This window comes from Massilia sp. Root418 (assembly GCF_001425265.1).
Classification (GTDB): Bacteria; Pseudomonadota; Gammaproteobacteria; order Burkholderiales; family Burkholderiaceae_D; genus Rugamonas.
On record NZ_LMEC01000024.1, the window covers coordinates 134,185 to 154,713 of the forward strand.

The following is a 20,529-nucleotide window of genomic DNA, read 5'->3' on the forward strand; positions in this document are numbered from 1 at the left end:
CGCCCGTGCCAGAGCGGGAATCAGGGCAAAAACGGCAAAAAACTGTGCTATGCTGCCCCGTGAAAAGGGTTTCATAAAACAACGACAGGACCGACCTTGAGCGACGACGTACACACCTCCCCTTCGACTTTGCTGGACGTCGCGCGCGAAGCGGGAGTGTCGCCCAGCACCGTGTCGCGCATCCTGAACGGCACCGCCAAGGTGTCGGACGACAAGCGCCAGGCCGTCATGGCCGCCATCGCCCGCACCAAGTTCGCCCCCAACCTGATGGCGCAAGGCCTCAAGCGCGGCCGCTCGCAGACCATCGGCATCGTGGTGCAGGACATTTCCTCGCCCTACTTCGACGAAACCCTGCGCGGCGTGGACGACGGCCTGAAAGGCACCGGCTACGCCTCGGTGATCGTGTCCGGCCACTGGAACGCCGAAGAGGAAGCGGACCGCATCCGCCTGCTCCTGGCGCGCAAGGTGGACGGCATCATCCTGCTGTCGGGCCGCATGTCGGACGAGACCGTGCTGCAGTTCTCCAGCCAGAGACCGATCGTCTCCACCGGCCGCGCGCTGAACACGCGCAGCGCGGTGGGATTCAAGCTGGACAACGCGCACGGCGCCTGGATGGCGGTGCGCCACCTGATCGAACTGGGTCACCGCCGCATCGCCTTCGTGTCCGGCCCGGCCGACAATATCGACGCGGTGGAACGCGCCGCCGGCTACCAGCGCGCGCTGAGCGAGGCCGGCATCCCGGTCGATCCCAAGCTGATGGTCGAGGGTAATTTCCACGAAAACAGCGGCCTGCTGGCCGTCAACCACCTGTTCGACACCGGCCAGCAGTTCACCGCCGTGTTTGCCGCCAACGACCAGAGCGCCTACGGCGTGCGCCTGTGCCTGTACCGCAAGGGCATCCGCGTGCCGGACGACGTGTCCCTGGTCGGCTTCGATGACCTGCCCGGCTCCTCTTATACGACGCCGCCGCTGACCACCATACGCCAGCCGCTATACGACATGGGGCTGGTGGCCACCAATGCGCTGCTGCGCCTGATCCACGGCGAGCCGGTGCAGGCGGAAGTGCCGCCGCTGGAGCTGGTGGTGCGCGAAACCACGCGCCGCCGCTGACCTTGCCCCCACGCTGTTGGGGGCAATTCAGCGGGTTGGCGCATGAAGGTTTACAATGATGGTCGTTTCAGCAAAAATGACTTTTCAGACTTAACTAAAAGGATAGACACATGGAACATACCCTGCCACCTCTGCCGTATGCAATGGACGCCCTGGCGCCGCACATCTCGCAAGAAACGCTGGAATACCACTACGGTAAGCACCACCAAGCGTATGTGACCAACCTGAACAACCTGATCAAGGGCACCGAATTCGAAGCCCTGTCGCTGGAAGACATCATCAAGAAGTCCTCGGGCGGCATCTTCAACAACTCGGCCCAGGTATGGAACCACACCTTCTACTGGAACGGCCTGAAGCCAAACGGCGGCGGCGAGCCTACCGGCGCGCTGGCAGACGCGATCAACGCCAAGTGGGGTTCGTTCGCCAAGTTCAAGGAAGAATTCACCAAGTCCTGCATCGGCAACTTCGGTTCGAGCTGGACCTGGCTGGTGAAGAAGCCGGACGGCACCGTGGACATCGTCAACACCTCCAACGCCGCCACCCCGCTGACCACCGAAAACAAGGCGCTGCTGACTTGCGACCTGTGGGAACACGCTTACTACATCGACACCCGCAACCTGCGTCCGAAGTATGTTGAAAACTTCTTCAACCTGGTGAACTGGGACTTCGCGGCCGCCAACTTCGCGTAATCGCGAGGCGTCCGCTTCCTCCAAAAACCTGTGCTGCGGCGCAGGTTTTTTTATTTTGAGCCTATGAAAAATCTGAATGTGCTTGTCCTGGCGGCCTGCGTGGCCGGCAGCGCCCCGGCGGCGGAGAGCCAGTGCCACGGCCGTACCGCGGACGGGCGGATCGAGAACAGCGTGCAGCTGCCCGGCAGCGGCGTCAATTTCTCTGCCTACAGCGCGCTGGGCGCGTCGGCTGGACGCACTTACGCGCATTCGGCGGTGGTGCGCATCATCGGCGCATCGTACGCAGCGCTGGCGGCCTCGCGTCCCGCCACGCGCTATGTGTACGGCGAAACGGGGCTGAAGAACGGCGGGCCGTTCAAGCCGCACAAGACGCACCAGAACGGCACCTCGGTGGATTTCTTCGTGCCGGTGCTGGACGCACAAGGCAAGCCGGCCGTGCTGCCGTCCACACCGCAGAACCACTTCGGCTACGACATCGAGTTCGACGCCCAGGGCCGCTACGGCCAATACCGCATCGATTTCGCCGCCATGGCGGACCATCTTTACGCGCTGCACCGCGCGGCGCTGGCGGAAAAGGCCGGCCTGGCGCTGGTCATCGTCGATCCGCGCTACCTGCCGCCACTGCTTGCCACGCCGCGCGGCCCCTACCTGCGCCGCCACCTGCGCTTCATGAAGAACACCCCCTGGGTGCGGCACGATGAGCACTACCACGTCGACTTTGCCATTCCCTGCAAGCTGTAAGCCCCGTGTAAGCAATCTGTAAGCAAGCTGGAACATTCTTGCAATTCAGTTATCAACGACAACGCCCACAGGAGGACAGCCGCCCCACCCTTGCCTGCAGCACCGCAGCATCGCATCAAGATTTATCGCTTTGTTCCATGTACAAAACTACAACAGGAGACACACGATGAAGAAGATCGACACCCCAGCCAAGCAGCCCCTCAGCACCCGCCGCAAATTCCTCGGCAACGCCGCTGCCGGCACCGCCCTCGCCCTGCCCATGATCGCCACCGCCCAAGCGCCCACGCAGCTGCGCTTCCAGAGCACCTGGCCCAGCAAGGACATCTTCCACGAATACGCGGGCGACTTCGCCAAGAAGGTCAACGACATGACCGGCGGCGAACTGAAAATCGAAGTGCTGCCCGCCGGCTCGGTGGTGCCCGCGTTCGGCCTGCTGGACGCGGTGTCGAAAGGCACGCTGGACGGCGGCCACGGCGTGATGGGCTATAACTACGGCAAGCAGAGCGCCATCGCGCTGTGGACCTCGGGCCCGGTGTTCGGCATGGATGCCAACATGGTGCTGGCCTGGCACAAATACGGCGGCGGCAAGGAGCTGCTGGCCAAGCTCTATGCGTCCATTGGCGCCAACGTGGTGTCCTTCCTCACCGGCCCCATGCCCACGCAGCCGCTGGGCTGGTTCAAGAAGCCGATCACCAAGAAGGAGGACCTGAAAGGGCTGAAGTTCCGCACCAACGGCCTGGCCATCGACCTGTTCACCGCCATGGGCGCGGCGGTCAACGCACTGCCCGGCGGCGAGATCGTGCCCGCCATGGACCGCGGCCTGCTGGACGGCGCGGAGTTCAACAACGCCTCGTCCGACCGCATGCTCGGCTTCCCGGACGTGTCCAAGGTGTGCATGCTGCAAAGCTTCCATCAAAGCTCGGAGCAGTTCGAAATCACCTTCAACAAGAACAAGTACGATGCGCTGCCGGCCAAGATGAAGGCCATCATCGACAATGCCGTCGAGGCGGCGTCGGCGGACATGTCGTGGAAGGCGATCGACCGCTACTCCAAGGACTACGGCGAGCTGCAGTCGAAGGACGGCGTGAAGTTCTACAAGACGCCGGACACCCTGCTGCAGGAACAGCTCAAGGTATGGGACGAGGTGGTGGCAAAGAAGGGCGCGGACAATCCGCTGTTCCGCGAAGTGGAGAAGTCGCAGCGCGCTTTCGCGGCACGCGCCATGAAGTGGGACATGGACACCAACAATCCGCGCCGCATGGCTTACAACCACTACTTCGGCAAGAAAGCCTGATTCCGGGACCAGCAGCTTCCGGCGTGCGGCGCAGGCAGCCGCGCGCCAGCCCGTCCACACACTGTTCCGGAGTCCCCGCATGCAAAACGTATTGTTTTTCATCGACCGGGTGAGCAGCTGGATCGGCCAGGCATTTTCCTGGCTGATCGTCGCCCTCACCTTCCTCATTTCCTGGGAAGTGTTCGCGCGCTACGCGCTGAACCGCCCCAATCCCTGGGCTTTCGACCTGATGATCATGATGTACGGCGCCGCCTTCATGATGGCGGGCGCCTACACGCTGGCCAAGAACGGCCACGTGCGCGGCGACGTGCTGTACAGCTTTTTCCCGCCGCGCCTGCAGGCCGGACTGGACCTGGTGCTGTACCTGGTGTTCTTCATTCCCGGCGTGGTGGCCCTGGTGTGGGCCGGCTACACCTACGCGGCCGAGTCCCTGGCCATCAACGAGCATTCCACGCTGACGGCGAACGGGCCGCCGCTGTATCCCTTCAAAATGGTGATCCCGGTATCCGGCGCGCTGCTGCTGATGCAGGGCGCGGTGGAAATCGTGCGCTGCGTGCTGTGCCTGCGCGACGGCGTCTGGCCCTCGCGCGAGCCTGACGTGGAAGAAGTCGACGTGGACAAGCTCAAGGAAATGGTACACAGCGAAGACCTGGGAGAACAGCGATGAGGAAGGAAATCTGGTTCGGCCTGTCCATGCTGCTCGGGATCGTGATCGCGCTGTTCGCGCTGATGCCCGCCCCGGCCGACATGACCAACGGCCACGTCGGCCTGCTGATGCTGGCCCTGGTGGTGGTGGCCATCATGCTGGGCTTTCCCACCGCGTTCACGCTGATGGGCATGGGGGTGCTGTTCGCCTGGTACGCCTTCCACAGCCGCGATCCCAACCAGGCCATCCAGCTGACGCTGGACCTGATGGTGCAGCGCGCCTACTCGGTGATGGCGAACGACGTACTGATCTCGATCCCGCTGTTCGTCTTCATGGGCTACCTGGTGGAGCGCGCCAACCTGATCGAGAAGCTGTTCAAGAGCCTGCACATCGCCATGGCGCGCGTGCCCGGCTCGCTGGCGGTGGCCACCATCGTCACCTGCGCCATCTTCGCCACGGCCACCGGCATCGTCGGCGCGGTGGTCACGCTGATGGGATTGCTGGCCTTGCCGGCCATGCTGAAGGCAGGCTACAGCACGCAGCTCTCGGCCGGTGCCATCACGGCCGGCGGCTGCCTGGGCATCCTGATCCCGCCGTCGGTGCTGCTGATCGTGTACGGCGCCACGGCCGGCGTATCGGTCGTGAAGCTGTATGCGGGCGCGCTGTTCCCGGGCATTATGCTGGCGGTGCTGTACGTGGGCTACGTCATGCTGGTGGCCAAGCTCAAGCCGGCTGCGGCGCCGCCGCTGTCGGCCGAGGAGCGCAAGGTGGCCCTGCCGCCGCACGCGCTGGCCATCACAGCGGCGAAAAAGACCATGGCGGTGCCGGGCCTGGCCGGTGCGCTGGCGCAGGCCTCGCCCGCGCCGGCCGGCGTGAGCAAGGGTACGCTGCTGCAGCAGTTGCTGATTGCCTTGCTGCCGGCGCTGGCGTTTGCCGCCGTCATGGGCGTGGGCTACCGCATCGTCACCGCGCCCGCCGCCGCACCGACCGAGCTGGTGGAGCTGGGCAGCACGCAGGACTTGGGCGCCTCGGGCAGCGATGCCGGCGGGCTGGCCGAGCCGCCGGTTGAAGGCGGCCTGGAAGAGCCGCCCGCCAACAACGACCTGGCCGAACCGCCCGGTGCAGAAGCGCCGAAACCCGCTGGCAGCGGTTCGGCAAGCGCCGGCGGGAACGCAGTCCCTGCCAGCACGCCGGCCGCCGCAGGGCAAACCGCAGGCCGGCAGGGCGCCGGCACGTCCGCCAGTCCCACCGCCGCCGCCGGCGCGCCGGCGCCACAGCCCGCCAAGCCCGTCCCCGACGGCTTCTGGATTGCGCTGGGAATCGGCGCGGCAGCGCTGCTGCTGTTCTACGCCTGGTTCTCCTTTGCCCGCCTGGAGATCCTGAAAATGCTGATGGGTTCCCTGTTCCCGCTGGCGTTCATGATCCTGGCGGTGTTGGGCAGCATCGTGTTCGGTTTCGCCACGCCCACCGAAGCGGCGGCCATGGGCGCCTTCGGCGGCATGCTGCTGGCCGTCGCCTACCGCCGCTTCAACATCGGCATGCTGCGCGAGTCGGCCCACCTCACCGCCAAGACCAGTGCCATGGTGTGCTGGCTGTTCGTCGGCTCCAGCATCTTCTCGGCCGCGTTCGCGCTGCTAGGCGGCCAGGAGCTGATCAATAGCTGGGTGCTGGGCATGGACCTGACGCCGGTGCAGTTCATGCTGCTGGCCCAGGTGATCATCTTCCTGCTCGGCTGGCCGCTGGAATGGACCGAGATCATCGTGATCTTCATGCCCATCTTCATACCGCTGCTGGGCCATTTCAACATCGACCCGCTGTTCTTCGGCCTGCTGGTGGCGATGAACCTGCAGACCGCCTTCCTGTCCCCGCCGGTGGCCATGTCGGCGTTCTACCTGAAGGGCGTGGCGCCGCCGCACGTGACGCTGAACCAGATCTTCCTCGGCATGATGCCCTTCATGGCGCTGCAGGTGCTGGGCGTAGTCCTGCTGTATATGTTCCCCGCCATCGGCCTGTGGCTGCCCGGCGTGCTGTACAAGTGAGCAAGTGACGAAAAGCCGGCGCCAGCCAACCGGCCGGCGCCGGCTTCACCCCGCCTGCAACGTCTTGATCACGCGGTCCTCGGTGCGCTCGCCGGCGCCCGCGTTGCTCGATTTGCTTTCCTTGCGTGCCACCACCAGGCGGTCCCCCGCCAGCTGGTAGACGCTCTGCTCTTCCTGCTTGAACTCGAAACTCACCACCACGAAGGCGCGCCCGGTGGCGTGCACATTCATGCTGCTCGCCATCGGCGTGCCGTCCGCGCCTATCCACACCTCCAGGGTGCCGTTGAAGTCCTTGATGTACTTGCGGTCACGGTCGCTGAGCGTGGTGACAGGCAGGGTGAAGCTCAGCTGGCGCGCGGCCTTGCCGTTATAGCTAACCGCCTTCTCGCTCTTGAAAGCGCCCCGCTCCAGCTGGCGCGCCAGCCCTTCAGCGGCCGACACCATGGGCCGCAGCTCTTCCGGCCCCAGCTCGCGCATGGCGTACAGCGTCGGCGTCTTGGCGTTGGGATTTTTGGCGGCGGCCTGCTGCTCGGCGTCCATGCGCGACAGCAGCTCGCGGCTGTATTGCAGGCGCATGCCCTGGCTGCCGTCCTCCAGCGCAATGGCGGCCTGGCCCGACAGTTCCTCCGCTGCCTTGCCCTCGCCGATGCGGCGCCAGGTCTTTGTCTCCAGCGTGGCCTTGAGCGGCGTTTGCGCCTGCAGGCGCGCCAGCGCGCCCTTCAGGTCGGCCAGGCCGTCGGCATGCGCGGCGCACGGCGCGATGAAGGCGGCGGCCAGGGCCGCCCTGGCGACTGCGGCCTGCACCGGCCGGCCGAGACGGGACATCATGCGCATAAGGCCTCCCGCGAAAGCTGCTCGGTCAAGCGGCCCGCAGCCATGGTCACCGTGCGCCCGCAGCGCGCGGCGATCTTGCCGTCGTGCGTCACCAGGACCAGCGTGGAGCCGCGTTCGCGGTTCAGGGCGAACATCAGCTGCATTACCGCCTCGCCGGTGGCCGCATCCAGGCTGCCGGTCGGCTCGTCGGCAAACAGCAGCGGCGGCTCGGTGACGAAGGCGCGCGCCAGCGCCACGCGCTGCTGCTCACCACCGGACAGGTATTTCGGATAGTGCTTCAGACGGCTGGCCAGGCCCACCCGCTCCAGCATGGCCTGCGCCTGCGCTTTCGCGCGCGCGTTCGGTTCGCCGCGCAGTTCCAGCGGCAGCATGACGTTCTCCACCGCCGTCAAGTGCGCCAGCAGCTGGAAGGACTGGAACACGAAGCCCAGCTTGGCCTGGCGGAAGACGGCACGGCCGTCTTCATCGAGCGCGAAGAGGTCGGTGTCGTCCAGCCGCACGGTGCCGGTGCTGGGCGTATCGAGCCCGGCCAGGATGCCCAGCAGCGTGGACTTGCCGGAACCGGACGCGCCGACAATCGCCAGCGTCTCTCCCGCCTGCGCGCTGAAATTCACGTCGTCGAGTATGGTCAGTTCGCCTGTCGCGTCGGCCACGCGCTTGCCCAGGCCGCGCACTTCTATGATGGATTGCATTGCTTCCTCCTTATGCTTGCCGCAGCGTGAGCAGCGGCGGTTGATTCAGTACATTGCGCAGCCCCAGCCAGCCGCCTGCCATGGCACAGGCGGCGCCGGCCGCCAGGCCCGCCGTCCACAGCAGCGCCGGCCAGGTCCAGGGCAGCTCGAAAACGAAGCGCGCCAGCGCCCAGCTGCACAGCGTGGCGCCCGCCGCCGCCAGCAAGCCGGCCAGCGCGCCGGTAAGCAAATGCTCCATCCACTGGGCACGCGCAAGCTGCCGGCGCGTGGCGCCCAGCGCCCGCAGCAGGGCCGCCTGGCGCATGCGCGCGTCATGCGATCCGGCCAGCGCGGCGTACAGCACCAGCAGGCCGGCGGCGAGCGTGAAGAAGAACAGGAATTCCACCGCCACGCTCACCTGCGCCAGCACGGCCTGCATCTGGCGCACCAGGAAGCCGAAATCGAATACGGACACGTTGGGGAAGTCCGGCGCCAGGCGGTCCGCCACTTTGCGGTCGCCTTCGGGCACGTAAAAGGTGGTGCTGTAGGTGTGCGGCAAGCCTTGGGCAGCCACGCTGTTGAGCATGAAGTCGAAACCCGGCGCGCGTGCGCGGCGGTCCACCTTGCGCACACTGGTGACGGCCGCCTGCAGCGGCAGGCCGCCGGCGTCGAAACTCAGCATGTCGCCGACTTTGAGGTTGAATTCCAGCGCCATCCCTTCGTCCGGCGACACTTCCGGCCGGGACGAGGCGGGATCGAACCAGCGGCCCGCCATGATGCTCTCGGACGGGGGCAGCGCGGCCGACGTGGACAGGTCGATGTCGGCGTGACCCAGTGCGTCGGTATTGTCCTTGCCGCGCACCGCCTTGCCGTTGACTTCCAGCAGGCGGGCGCGGATGCTGGGACGCAGTTCCGGACTGCCGTAGTGTTCAAGGCGCGCGGCGATGTCCCTTTCCTGGTCCGGCTGCACATTGATGATGAAGTGGTTGGGCGCATTGACCGGCGTGGCGGCCTGCCAGGCGCTCAGCAGGTCGCCGCGCACCACGGTCAGGAGCAGCAGCGCGGCCAGGCCGATGGCCAGCGCCACCGTCTGCGCCACCGTAGCGCCGGGCTGGCGCTGCAGCGCGGTGATGGCGAAACGCCAGGCCGGGTTGCTGAACGCGCCGCGCAGGCGGCCAAGCGCTTTCAGGGCCAGCCAGGCGATGCCGGCAAACAGCAGACCGGCCAGCAGGAAGCCGGCGGCGCTGGCGGCGCCGAGCGCAGGGTCGCCGGTGATCCACAGCATCAGGCCGCAGAACATGGCGGCACCCAGCGCGGACGCGGCCAGCGTGAGGCCGTTCGGCGCGTGCGGTACGCGGCGCAGCAGCTGCGCGTGCGGCAGGTTGCGCAGCTGGAGCAGCGGCGGCAGCGCAAAGCCGGCCAGCAGGATCAGGCCGGCGGCCATGCCCTGCGCGGCAGGCATCCAGCCGGCGGCCGGCAGCGCGGCCGGCAGCAGCTTGTCCAGCCATTGCAGCAGCAGGAGATGGCTGCCATAGCCTGCCGCAACGCCGGCGGCGCTGCCGGCTACGCCCAGCAGCAGGAATTCGGCCAGGTGGAGCTGCAGCACCTGGGACTGGCGCAGGCCGAGGCAGCGCAGCATGGCGCAGGCATCAACGTGGCGCAGCATGTAGCGGCGCGCGGCCATGGCGATGGCGACAGCGGCCAGCATTGCGGTCATCAGGCTGACCAGCGACAGGAAGGCGCTGGCGCGCTCCAGCGTCCGGCCCAGGGCGGCGCTGCTGTCCTGCGCGGTCTGGATGCGAACGTTGCGCGTCCTTGCGGCGGCCAGGCGTTCCTGCAGCGCGGCGTGGAAGGATGCTACGGCGGCGGGTTCGCCGGCCAGCAGCAAGCCGTAGGTGGCCCGCACGCCTGGCGCGAGCAGGCCGGTGGCGGGCAGGTCCTGCACGGAGAGCATCACGCGGGGCGACAGGTTGACCGGCGAAAAGCGGCGGTCCGGCTCGACGGCGATCAGCCGCGTGACGGTGAATTCCGCATCGCCCACGCGCAGCTTGCCGCCCACGCCGACGTCGAGCTGGCTGGCAAGCGCCGGGTCGATCCAGGCGGTGCCGGGCGCGGGTGCGGTGGCGGATGGGGGTGGGGGCGCTGGCACCCGCAGTGCCGCCGCTGCCGGGGCGGCGGGCATGCCGGACATGGCGGCGACAGGCGCGGCGGCGCCGGCGGCGGGCATGCCGGGCGTGGCGGAGGCGGGCGCGGCGGCGACGGCGGGCCTGCCGGGCGTGGCGGCGACGGGCGCGGCGGGCGCACTCTGCCGGGCGGCGGCGGGATCGGCCGCGAAAGCGAGCGCGCCGCGCAGCGGATAGCTGCTGGAGACGCCCTTGAGCGAAATGAGGTGCGAGCGCGCCGCATCGCCCTGCCCCGCCACGGCCATGCTGATCATGGACACGGTGATGGCAGTGTGCAGGCCGCGCGCTTGGGCGTCGGCCTGCCAGCCCGCGTCGGGCGGCGCGTCCGACGTCACCAGCAGATCAGCCGCCAGCGACTGCCTGGCGTCGCGCTGCATGCCGCTGCGGACACGGTCCGTAAAGAACCCCACCGCCGACAGCGCGGCGACCGACACCACCAGCGCCGCCAGCAGCAGGTGCAGCTCCCCCGCACGCCAATCGCGCGCCGTCATCTTGAGCGTCAATCCCAGCATCGCATCCCTCGAATCCCGAACAAGATGCCAGCTTATCAATCGGCCAACGGCCGCGCAGGAATTTGCGACGAATCGACAATACGTGCGATGAATGGCAGAGCCGAGGCCAGGCGCGGCGCTACATTGCCTTGAAGTGGTGCACGTAGGCGCGGCTGACCGGCAGCTCAGCCTCGTGGCCGCGCATGCGCAGGAACAGCCGGCTGGTTTCATCGCGCCGGGTGCTGTCAAGGTGGGCCAGGTTGACCAGGGTGGCGCGGTGCACCTGGCAGAAATGGGCCGGATCGAGCTGGCCGGCCAGTTCGGCAATGCTGGTGCGGATCAGGTATTCGCCAGCGGCGGTGCGGACGGTGGTGTACTTGTCGTCGGCCTGGAAAAACAGCACGTCTTCAACCACGATCTGCTGCGTTACGGCGCCCTGTGCCGCGCGCACGTAGCGCAGGGGCGCCTGCGGCACCGCCCCGGCAGCAGCACCGGCAGCGGCGCTGGCAACTGAAGGAGGCGACAGCAGCCGCCGCAGTGCCTCGGCCAGGCGCGCGTCGGACAGGTCCGCATCCGGCGGCACAGGCTGCGGCGCCAGGGCCGCCCGGATGCGCCTGACGGACAGGATCAGACGCTCCTGGCGAAGCGGCTTGAGCAGGTAATCCAGCGCCGCCTCGTCGAAAGCCTGCAGTGCGTACTCGTCGTAAGCGGTCACGAACACCACGCGCGTCCGCCCTTCTATGCCCTGGGCCACCTCCAGCCCCGTCAGCCCCGGCATCTGGATATCCAGGAAAGCCACATCGGGCTGCAGGCGCGCGATGGCGTCGGCGGCATCCACGCCGTTCGGCGCCACGTGCACGATCTCCAGGCCGGGCCACAGCAGCAGCAACTGCTCGCGCAGATACAGGGCAAGGTGCGGCTCGTCGTCCGCGATCAGGGCAGTGGTCATGGCTGCGCAGTATAAGGCAGTTCCAGCAGCGCGCAAGCGCCGGACTGCTGCAGTTCCAGCGCCAGCGCGGCGGTGCCGCCATAGCGCGTCTGCAAGCGGCTGCGGATGTTGGCCAGGGCCATGCCGTTGCCGCGCCGGTGCGCATGGCGCGGCGCCTCGCTGCCCAGGCCATCGTCCTCCACGCGCAGTGCCAGCCGGCCGGCCGACACGCGCGCCAGCACGCGCACGCAGCCGCCCGCCACCTTCGGCTCCACGCCGTGCTGGATGGCGTTCTCGATCAGCGGTTGCAGCAGCAGCGTGGGCAAGGCTGCGGCGCGCGCCTCCGCATCGGCCTCGATGCGGAACGACAGCCGTTCGCCCATGCGGATCTGCATCAGCTCCAGGTAGCGCTGGCCCATGGCCAACTCGGCCTCCAGCGTACTGTCGGCATGGCGCAACTGCACCAGGCCCGCGCGCAGATAATCGGTGAATGCCTCCAGCATGCGCCGCGCGCGGGGCGGATCGGCATCCATCAGGCTTTCAACGTTGGCCAGGGTGTTGAACAGGAAGTGCGGCTCGATCTGCCCTTGCAGCAGCCGCAGCTGCGCCTCGCTGGCCTCATGCTGCAAGGCGCGCTGGCGCGCCAGCTGGCGCATGCGCACCAGCCACCAGAACCACGCTGCCAGCGACAGCACCGCCAGCAGCATGTAAAAGCGCGCCTGCGCCAGCGGATGACCAATGGCGCGCGCCGCGTCGAAGCCATAAAATGCGGCCGCGGCGAACAGGCCCGTGAACGCCCCCAGCGTGATGCCCAGCGCCAGCAGCAGATTGAGCGCCGCCATGGCGCGCGCATCCTGCGGCGCCGACAGGCGCGCCAGCCAGGCTTCCGGCAGGCCCCATTCCGCCACGCGGCACACCGCCAGCATGCCCGCCGCGATGCAGACCGAGGTGACCATATTGAAGAGGAAGGAAGCCCGCCACCAGCCGGGGTCCGACTCGCGCCCGGTCAGCACGCCGGACACCGTCATCAGCAGCAGCCCGGCCGCGAGCGCCACCGCGCCCGCAGCCAGCAGCCGGTGCGGCAGCGGCGCGTCATGGCGCTTGCGCAGGCTCCACAGGCCCTGCCAGGCGCGCGTCATCGTTGTGTTGTTCTCCATGGCCGCAGTGTAGCCGGTGGCGCGGCGCAGCGCAGCAGCCGTGCGATGAATCGACGGCAGCGCCGACGGACGGCCAGCCCGCCATCCGGCCCGCTACCCGGCCCGCCACCCGGCCCGCTATCCCCGCTATCCCCGCTATCCCGCCCGCTCCACGCATGCCGCATCGATCAGGCTGCACAGCTGCGGATACTGGTGCTGCTCCACCATCGCCTCCACCGCCAGCACGATCTCGCCATCGCCGGCGCGGAATTCCTCCAGCAGCTGCAGGGCGCGCGCCGGGTACAGCAGGTGCAGCGCCTCGCGCATCTCCACCAGCACCTCGTAGGGCAGCTGCGCCAGGCGCGCCGCCGTCAGCTGCGCGCGCGGCGCGGACGGCAGCCGCGGCACGCGCCGGAAACGCACGCCCAGCTGCTGCTCCAGCACCTGGAACAGCCGGTCCTGCTCGATGGGCTTGCACAGGAATTCGTCGGCGCCGGCCGCCAGCGCCTCGCGCCGCTCCTCCTCGAAAGCGTGCGCGGTCATCATCACCACGCGCGGCTGGACCAGCGCCGCCTCGGCGCGCAGCTGCCGTATCACCGACAGCCCGTCCAGGCCCGGCATGCGCCAGTCCATGAACACCAGCGCCGGCTGCGCGCGGCGCAGCGCGGCCAGGCCGGACGCGCCGTCCGCCGCCAGTTCCACCTCAAAGCCCAGCGGCGAGAGCAGGCTGTCGATCAGGTGGCGGCTGTCGGCGTTGTCGTCCACCACCAGGATGCGGCGCCCGCGCTGCGACGGGTCCAGCGCCGCCACCACGTCCGCCGCCTCGCCCGGCACATGGTCCGCCCCCGTCACCTCGACGGTGAAACGGAACTCCGCGCCCCGGCCCAGTTCCGACTCCACCTCCAGCGAACCGCCCATCATGCGCACGAACTCGCGCGAAATGGTCAGCCCCAGGCCGGTGCCCTCCTGGGCGCCGCTGTTGTCGGCCTGGACGAAAGGCTCGAAGATGCGCTGCTGGTCCGCCTTGGCGATGCCCTTGCCGGTATCGCGCACCGAGAACGACAGCAGATGGCGCCCGCCCTCCAGCGGCTCGGCGCGCGCGATCAGCATTACGCTGCCCTGCTGCGCGAACTTCACCGCGTTCGACACCAGGTTAAGCAGCACCTGGCGCAGCCGGGCGCCGTCCATCCGCACGGCGGCCGGCAGGCCATGGCAATCGAGCGTCATGTGCAGGCCGGCCTGGCGTGCGCGCGCGCCCAGCATCTCCATCACCTCGCGCAGCACCGCCTCCACCGCCACCACCGTCGATTGCAGGGTAATGCGGCCGGCCTCGATCTTGGACAGTTCCAGCAGATCGTTGATCAGCGTGAGCAGATGCTGGCCGGAGCGGTTGATCACGCCCAGGTTGCGCTTCTCCTCCTCCGTCATGGACTGCGAATCGGCCAGCAGGCGCGAAAAACCGATCACCGAATGCAGCGGCGTACGCAACTCGTGGCTCATGGTGGCCAGGAACACGCTCTTGGCGCGGTTGGCCGCCTTGGCCTCGGTCACCGCCACCGACAGCGCCTCGGTGCGCTCGGCCACCAGTTCCTCCAGGTGGTTGCGGTGGCGCCGCAGCTCCTCCTCCGCCAGCTTGATGTCGGTGATGTCGTAATTGACGCCCACCAGGCGCCGCAGCGCGCCGCCGGGGTCGCGGAAGGCCTTGCCGGCCGCCTTGATATGGCGCAGCTGGCCGTCCGGCCAGCGGATGCGGAACTCCGTGGTGTAATGCCGCTCGCCGCGCTGGACATCCGCCAGCAGCCGCTTCACCCGCAGCAGGTCCTCCGGCAGCAGGCGCTGCTCCCACGCGGTGAGCGTATTCCCGAAGCTGCCCTGCGGCACCGCGTACTGGCGGTGCATCTCGCGGTCCCACAGCAGCTGGTTGGTGTCCACGTCCCAGTCCCAGATGCCGATATGGGCCGCATCGGTGGCGATGGCCAGGCGCTCCTCGCTGGCCTGCATGGCGCTGTAGCGCTGGTCCAGCAGCGCCACCATCTCCACGATGGATTCGTTCAGCGTTTTCAGCTCGCCCAGGAACAGCGACCGCTGCGGCGGCTCGCCGGCCGCGCCGCCCGCCTTCACGCTGGCCGCGTACTGGCCCACCGACTTGAGCGGCTTGAGCATCAGATACCACAGCAGCAGGTACACGCCCAGCACCAGGGTCACATCCAGCGCCACGATGGCGAAAGCGAGCGCGATGCGGCGCTCGCGCAAGGTCTCCAGCACGTACTGCGGGGTGACATACATCTTCACCACGCCGATCTCGCGGCCCGCCACCCGGATCTGGCGCTGCGCGGTGCGCAGGGCGGGAATCTCCGGCGGCTGCGCCACCTGCTCCAGCACGCCCTGCGCATTGCGCAGGAAAACGAACTGCATCTTGTTGCTGAGGGTGACGGTGCAACCGTACAGGTCGCGGTTATTCAGGCTGGCCTGCACGATGGCGATGATCTGGCGGTCGTCGAAGTTCCAGGCCGGCAGCGCGATGGCGGCGGTCAGCTGGTCGGCGCTGGCGTCGAGCTCGCGGTGCAAGCCGCGCCAGCGCTCGTCGCGCTCCTGGTTATACGACAGCACGGCGAAGGCCAGCAGCACCAGCGTTACCAGCGCCGCCAGCGCCAGGCTGACGATGAGCGCGATCGACACGCGCCGCCTGGCGACGCGCTGCAGCAGCGCAGCGAAACGCCGCGCCGCCGGTTTGCAGCGATCCGCCAAATATGCCCCCATACCCCTCATCCCCGGACTTGTCCCATTGCCAGCGATGCTAGCTCACCGGGCCCAGATTGTATCCTGTCCCTTGGTACAGGATAAAAAAATGGGGTCAGGGTTAATTAGTGGTCAGGCCAATTGTGCCAATCTGGCTCACACAACGCCGCCGTTGGCGCGCAGGGTCTGGCCATTGATCCAGCCGCCGTCGGGCCCGGCCAGGAAGGCCACGGCGGCGGCAATGTCGTCCGGCGTACCCAGCCGTTCCAGCGGCGCCATCTTGGCCATGCGCTGGACGGTTTCCTCGGTCTTGCCGTTCAGGAAGAGATCGGTGGCCGTGGGGCCGGGCGCGATGGCGTTGACGGTGATGTTCTTGCCGCGCAGTTCCTTGGCCATGATGTTGGTGAGCACTTCCACCGCGCCCTTGGTGGCGCCGTACACGGCATACCCCGGCAGGCCCAGGCCGATCACGCTGGTGGAGAAATTGACGATGCGCCCGCCGTGCTGCAGGCACCCGGCCGCCGCGCGCAGCGTGTTGAACGTGCCCTTCACGTTCACGGCAAACAGGCGGTCGAAGGTCTGGTCGTCGGTTTCGGCCACCGTGGGCAGCGACGATGGCATGATGCCGGCGTTATTCACCAGCACGTCCACCCGGCCGAAGCGCGCGACGGCACTGTCGAACAGGGCTTGCACGGCAGCCGGGTCGGCCACGTCGGCCTGCACGGCGAGCGCCGCGCCGCCCTGCCCTTCAATGGCGCGCACCACCTCGTGCGCTTCGGCCGCGTTGCCGGCGTAGTTGACAACCACCGCATACCCGTCCCGCGCCAGGCGCTGGGCAATCGCGGCGCCGATGCCGCGCGATGCGCCGGTAACGATGGCGACTTGTTGTTGGCTGCTGTTCATCTGTGGCTCCTTTGAAGGTAATGGATCAGTGCAAGCAGTATCACTTATCCAAACCTATCAATAAATGCACTAAAATCGCAGTCACAATTCAATAACCGCCAATAATCACCCACATCATGGACCGACTCGACGCCATGCGCCTGTTCACGCGCATCGTGGAACTGGAAAGCTTCAGCCGCGCGGCGGACGCCCTGCAGCTGCCCGCCGCCACCGCCACCCACACCATCAAGCAGCTGGAGGCGCGCCTCGGCGTGCGCCTGCTGCAGCGCACCACGCGCCACGTGAGCGCCACCCCGGACGGCCAGGCCTACTACCAGCGCTGCGTGCGCATCCTGGCGGACGTGGACGAGACCGAGGCCGGCTTCGGCAACAGCGGCACGCCGCCGCGCGGGAAACTGCGGGTGGATTTGCAAGGTACGCTGGCGCGCCACTTCGTGCTGCCCCGCCTGTCCGAGTTCCTGTCGCGCTATCCGGACATCGAACTCGACATCGGCGTAGGCGACCGCCTGGTGGACCTGGTGCGCGAAGGCGTGGACTGCGTGCTGCGCGGCGGCGAGCTGCGCGACTCCAGCATGGTGGCGCGGCGCGTGGCCAGCCTGGCGCAAGTCACCTGCGCCAGCGCGGCCTATCTGGACCGCCACGGCACCCCGCGCACGCTGGACGAGCTGGCGCAGCACCGAGCGGTGAATTTCTACTCCACCGCCACCGGCAAGCCCTTCCCCTTCGATTTCATGGTGGACGGCCAGGCGCGCAGCGTGATGCTGCCGGGCGCCGTCTCAGTCAGCGATGCGGAAGCCTATGTGCTGTGCTGCGCCAACGACCTGGGCCTGATACAGCTGCCGCGCTACCACGTGACCGCGCAGCTGCGCGACGGCAGCTTCCGCGAAGTGCTGGGGCAGTTCCGCCCACCGGCCAAGCCGGTGTCCGTGCTGTACCCGCACCAGCGCCAGCTCTCGCCGCGCGTGCGGGTGTTCGTGGACTGGGTGGCGGACGTGATGTCCGCCGCCGCCTGAAGCCGGCCGGCGCTCAGCGCCTGCCTCCGCCATTGGCCCCGCCATCCTCATCCAGATCCTCATCCAGATCCACCAGCGGGAGCGTTTCGATATGGTCCACGCCGATGTCGGCGCCGTCCTGCTCCACCGACTCGCGTCCCACTTCGGCGCGCTCGCCGGTGCCGCCGGAATCGGTGTCGCTGTCCAGGTCCGCGTCGCCCAGGTCAGCGGCGGCGGTGCCGCCCGCCACGTCGCTGCCGGTGTCCGAGCGGTCGCTCGGGCCCAGCGCGCCGGTGCCGTGGCCGCGCCCCAGGCTGCGGTCGGGTGCGCGCGGGAAGTTGTCGGGATCGAGTGTGCTGCTGCCTGTCATGATAGCCTCCATAAGCCGGTTGCGGATGCAGCGACTTTAGCAAAGCAGCAGCGGAAGCGGCGCGCTTCACGGCACGGCGCGCATTCCCTGCTCAGCCGTTGACGCCTGGCGCAGCACGGCCGCCATCTGCTCCACCGCCAGCAGGGTCAGCATCTGCCCCTCCGCGCCGGCCGATTTCACGATGGAGGCCAGCACCGGCGTGATGCCGACGAACACCTGGTCCACCGGCGCGATGTCGGCCACCGGCACCACAGCAATCTCGCCCAGCCGCTCCACCAGCACGCCAAAACGCTGGCCGCTGGCGCCGGCCAGCACCACGGTCAGCATCTCGCTGCGCGGCCGCGAGCCGGCCACGCCCAGCGCGCGCGGCAAGTCGTAGATCAGCATGGTGGCGCCCTGGTAGATAGCGGCGCCGCAGACGGCGGGCGGCGCGCCGGGGAGCTGCACGCAGCCGGCAAATGGTATCGCCTCCACCACCGAGGCCGCGGCCACGCCCAGCAGGTAGTTCCCGACGTGGAAACCCGCGATCTCCAGGTGCTCCGCCCCCTCCGGCCCCTGCACCCTTTGCGCGCCCGGCAGCTGCGCGGTGGCCTCGGGAGCGGGCCCGTTCTGCTGCCCCGCCGCGCCATCCGGCCAGGCGCCCAGCGGCACGCACACCAGCGCCAGCGCGGCCTGTCCCGCCGCGCCGCTGGTGCCACGGTACTCGCGGTAGCCGGCGGACGCACGCGCGCCCACCGCCATCACCTGCCCGTCCAGCTGCACCAGCCGCGCCACGCCAGCGGCGGCGGCCGGCGCCGCAACCGCTTCGGCCAGCAAGTCCGCCGGCAGCGCGATGCGGGCGCCCGGCTGCCAGCGCGCATCGCTCGATGCGATCACGCCGCCGGACGCGTCGGCAAACAGCGTGAAGGCCTTCGCCACTTTTGGCGGACGGGCCGCCTCCAGTATCGCCGCCAGCTGCGGGGCGCTGTCGAACACCAGCGCGATGCCGCCGGCGGCCGCGCCGTCGCCGCCTTGCAGCGCGGTCGCATAAATCCAGGTGGGCCGCGCACCGTACACGTCGTCGGCCACGAATTCAGACACCACGTAGCGCCCGGCGTCGCGCCCGGCATCGCGCAGCGCCAGGGCCTGCTGCCGCCACGGCGCATCCAGGCGCCGTCCCAGCCACGCCGCCGCGTGCGGCCGCGACACCGCCACCACCACACCCTCGGCGTCGAACAGCAGCAGGCTGTCGTACACCGTGTACAGGTCGTTGATGGCGCGCAGGCGCGCCGACATCTCCTCCTGCTTGCCGTCCGGCCGCGCCAGCAGGCCGCACAGCAGCGGATCCAGCGCCCACCAGCGGCAGTCATTGCTGCGCTCATACAGGTTGCGGTCCAGGATATCGATTGCCAGCGCCGCGTGGAAGCGGCAGTCGTCCAGATGCGCGGCCACCGCCATCGCCTGCAGCCTGCCGATCGAGCGCGTAAACACTTCCTTCATGCGGGTGCCAGTGCGCACGATCTCGCCCAGCAGCACGCGCGAGAAGGCGGGATTCAGCGCGGCCTGGCGCGACTGCCCCTGCCGGATATTCGCGTTCCACACCGAGCGGCTCAACTCGCGCTGGATGGCCTCGGCCTGCGGCGGAATGCGCTGCAGCTCGGCCGGAAAGGCCGAGCCGTCCGCCAGTACCGCGCCCAGCAGGGCCCCGCCTACCTCGCCGTGCGGCGCCCCGCCGCCGGTCTCGCTGTGCGGCTCCTCTTCGAATGCCGCGTCGAGCGGCACCAGCACCAGCGCACTCCAGCCCGGGCCCGTATAGCCCTGGAATCCCTGCGGCAGCCGCCGCGAGGCGAGGTATTTTCGGCCCGCGAAGCGCACCAGGTGGCCGTCGCCGGGCGCTACATCCACCACCGCGCCGGGCGCCACCTGGCTTGCATCGCTGCTGGCGATGACCATGCCCGTCTCGTCCAGCAGCGTGATCACGCTCCAGTCGCCGCGCCGCTGCAGGCTGGCGAAGATGCGCTTCACCTCGTTCTCGAAATCGAAGCACAGGAACAGCGCCCCCAGCACGGTGCCGTGCCCGTCCCGCACCCGGACCGCGTAAAACAGATTGCGCGACTCGCCGGGGAACAAGTCGCTGCGCACCGCCGCCTCGGTGTAGGGGGCGGCGCTCTCCAGCACCTGGCGCAGCAGCGGGTCGCGCGACACCGCCACCTCCGGCTGTCCGGCCAGCCGCGCCAGCACCTCGCCCGACGGCGACAGCAGGATCACGTCGCGGTACACCGAATAGCGCGCCACATAGGCCTGCAGGCGCACCTCCATGGCCGCGCGCTCCGCTTTGGTGCGCCCGCCATCGGCCGCGTACGCGCGCAGCGCGTCGTCCATCGCCAGGAAGCCGATGTCCGCCGTGCGCTCATAGAGGTTGCGCACCAGGATGTCGATCGCCACCTGGCTCGGCGCGCACAGCTCCTGCACCCGCTTCTCCAGCGTGGTGCGGGCCAGGTTGTCCAGCAGGCTGGCGCTGAGGGCGGCGAAAGCGGCCTTGGTGTCGCCCATCTCCGTGGTGGTGCCGGACAACTGGCCCAGCAAATTCAATACATCCCAGACGGATTCCAGGGACTTCAAGGTCTCGCGGTTGTCCGATACATGCAGCATATAGGGCTGCAGGGTTCGAAGCTGATGAGTCACCGCACTTGTGGTTAGGCGCATGTCGTTCGTTTTCCGAATAAGAAAGTCCTGCCTTCATGCAATTTTCGTTCCACGCATAAACATTATTTTATTGCCGTT

General features: G+C 68.3%; 16 protein-coding genes. 7 read left to right on the forward strand and 9 right to left on the reverse strand.

Features of this window, described 5'->3' with window-relative positions; genetic code table 11:
• The first annotated feature begins 96 nt into the window (after window positions 1-96).
• From ASC94_RS25695 to ASC94_RS25720, 6 genes are all read left to right on the forward strand, one after another.
• Window positions 97-1,110 (forward strand): LacI family DNA-binding transcriptional regulator, encoded by a 1,014-nt coding sequence (locus tag ASC94_RS25695; RefSeq protein ID WP_056402849.1) that lies wholly within the window; start codon window positions 97-99, stop codon window positions 1,108-1,110.
• Between the two features lie 110 nt (window positions 1,111-1,220).
• Complete coding sequence (sodB, locus tag ASC94_RS25700; RefSeq protein ID WP_056402852.1) at window positions 1,221-1,799, forward strand: superoxide dismutase [Fe]; 579 nt, start codon at window positions 1,221-1,223, stop codon at window positions 1,797-1,799.
• A 63-nt stretch (window positions 1,800-1,862) separates the two neighbouring features.
• Complete coding sequence (locus ASC94_RS25705; protein ID WP_056402855.1) at window positions 1,863-2,540, forward strand: penicillin-insensitive murein endopeptidase; 678 nt, start codon at window positions 1,863-1,865, stop codon at window positions 2,538-2,540.
• Window positions 2,541-2,706: 166 nt separating this feature from the next.
• The gene (locus tag ASC94_RS25710; protein ID WP_056402858.1) at window positions 2,707-3,834 is read left to right on the forward strand and encodes a TRAP transporter substrate-binding protein; all 1,128 of its coding nucleotides are present in this window, start codon (window positions 2,707-2,709) and stop codon (window positions 3,832-3,834) included.
• A 79-nt stretch (window positions 3,835-3,913) separates the two neighbouring features.
• Entirely contained in the window at window positions 3,914-4,501 is a 588-nt protein-coding gene (locus tag ASC94_RS25715; protein WP_056402860.1) for a TRAP transporter small permease subunit, read from the forward strand.
• On the forward strand, window positions 4,498-6,519 hold the full coding sequence (locus ASC94_RS25720; protein WP_056402863.1) for a TRAP transporter large permease subunit: 2,022 nt from the start codon (window positions 4,498-4,500) through the stop codon (window positions 6,517-6,519). The genes ASC94_RS25715 and ASC94_RS25720 overlap by 4 nt, the downstream gene beginning before the upstream one ends.
• Window positions 6,520-6,564: 45 nt before the next feature.
• Here ASC94_RS25720 and ASC94_RS25725 read toward each other — a convergent pair whose 3' ends face one another.
• The 7 genes from ASC94_RS25725 to ASC94_RS25755 all read right to left on the reverse strand — a co-directional run bounded on the left by ASC94_RS25725 (window position 6,565) and on the right by ASC94_RS25755 (window position 16,404).
• Entirely contained in the window at window positions 6,565-7,347 is a 783-nt protein-coding gene (locus ASC94_RS25725) for a hypothetical protein (protein WP_229417411.1), read from the reverse strand.
• On the reverse strand, window positions 7,344-8,045 hold the full coding sequence (locus tag ASC94_RS25730) for an ABC transporter ATP-binding protein (protein ID WP_056402866.1): 702 nt from the start codon (window positions 8,043-8,045) through the stop codon (window positions 7,344-7,346). The genes ASC94_RS25725 and ASC94_RS25730 overlap by 4 nt, the downstream gene beginning before the upstream one ends.
• Before the next feature lie 10 nt (window positions 8,046-8,055).
• Window positions 8,056-10,719 (reverse strand): ABC transporter permease, encoded by a 2,664-nt coding sequence (locus tag ASC94_RS34080; RefSeq protein ID WP_056402869.1) that lies wholly within the window; start codon window positions 10,717-10,719, stop codon window positions 8,056-8,058.
• A 118-nt stretch (window positions 10,720-10,837) separates the two neighbouring features.
• Window positions 10,838-11,647 (reverse strand): LytTR family DNA-binding domain-containing protein, encoded by an 810-nt coding sequence (locus ASC94_RS25740; RefSeq protein WP_056402871.1) that lies wholly within the window; start codon window positions 11,645-11,647, stop codon window positions 10,838-10,840.
• Window positions 11,644-12,783, reverse strand: coding sequence for a sensor histidine kinase (locus tag ASC94_RS25745; protein WP_056402876.1), 1,140 nt, complete (start codon window positions 12,781-12,783; stop codon window positions 11,644-11,646). Before ASC94_RS25745 ends, ASC94_RS25740 begins: the two co-directional genes overlap by 4 nt.
• A 135-nt stretch (window positions 12,784-12,918) precedes the next feature.
• Window positions 12,919-15,522 (reverse strand): ATP-binding protein, encoded by a 2,604-nt coding sequence (locus ASC94_RS25750; protein ID WP_157201593.1) that lies wholly within the window; start codon window positions 15,520-15,522, stop codon window positions 12,919-12,921.
• 135 nt (window positions 15,523-15,657) lie between these two features.
• Window positions 15,658-16,404: an SDR family oxidoreductase gene (locus ASC94_RS25755; RefSeq protein ID WP_056402878.1), complete on the reverse strand. Its 747-nt coding sequence runs from the start codon at window positions 16,402-16,404 to the stop codon at window positions 15,658-15,660.
• Between the two features lie 116 nt (window positions 16,405-16,520).
• Here ASC94_RS25755 and ASC94_RS25760 point away from each other — a divergent pair, with 116 nt between their 5' ends.
• Entirely contained in the window at window positions 16,521-17,417 is an 897-nt protein-coding gene (locus ASC94_RS25760; protein WP_056402880.1) for a LysR family transcriptional regulator, read from the forward strand.
• 13 nt (window positions 17,418-17,430) lie between these two features.
• Here the strand turns inward: ASC94_RS25760 and ASC94_RS25765 are convergent, their stop codons facing one another.
• Both ASC94_RS25765 and ASC94_RS25770 read right to left on the reverse strand, forming a co-directional pair.
• Window positions 17,431-17,766, reverse strand: coding sequence for a hypothetical protein (locus tag ASC94_RS25765; protein WP_056402883.1), 336 nt, complete (start codon window positions 17,764-17,766; stop codon window positions 17,431-17,433).
• A 66-nt stretch (window positions 17,767-17,832) separates the two neighbouring features.
• The gene (locus tag ASC94_RS25770; RefSeq protein ID WP_056402886.1) at window positions 17,833-20,397 is read right to left on the reverse strand and encodes a chemotaxis protein CheW; all 2,565 of its coding nucleotides are present in this window, start codon (window positions 20,395-20,397) and stop codon (window positions 17,833-17,835) included.
• Window positions 20,398-20,529: the final 132 nt, after the last annotated feature.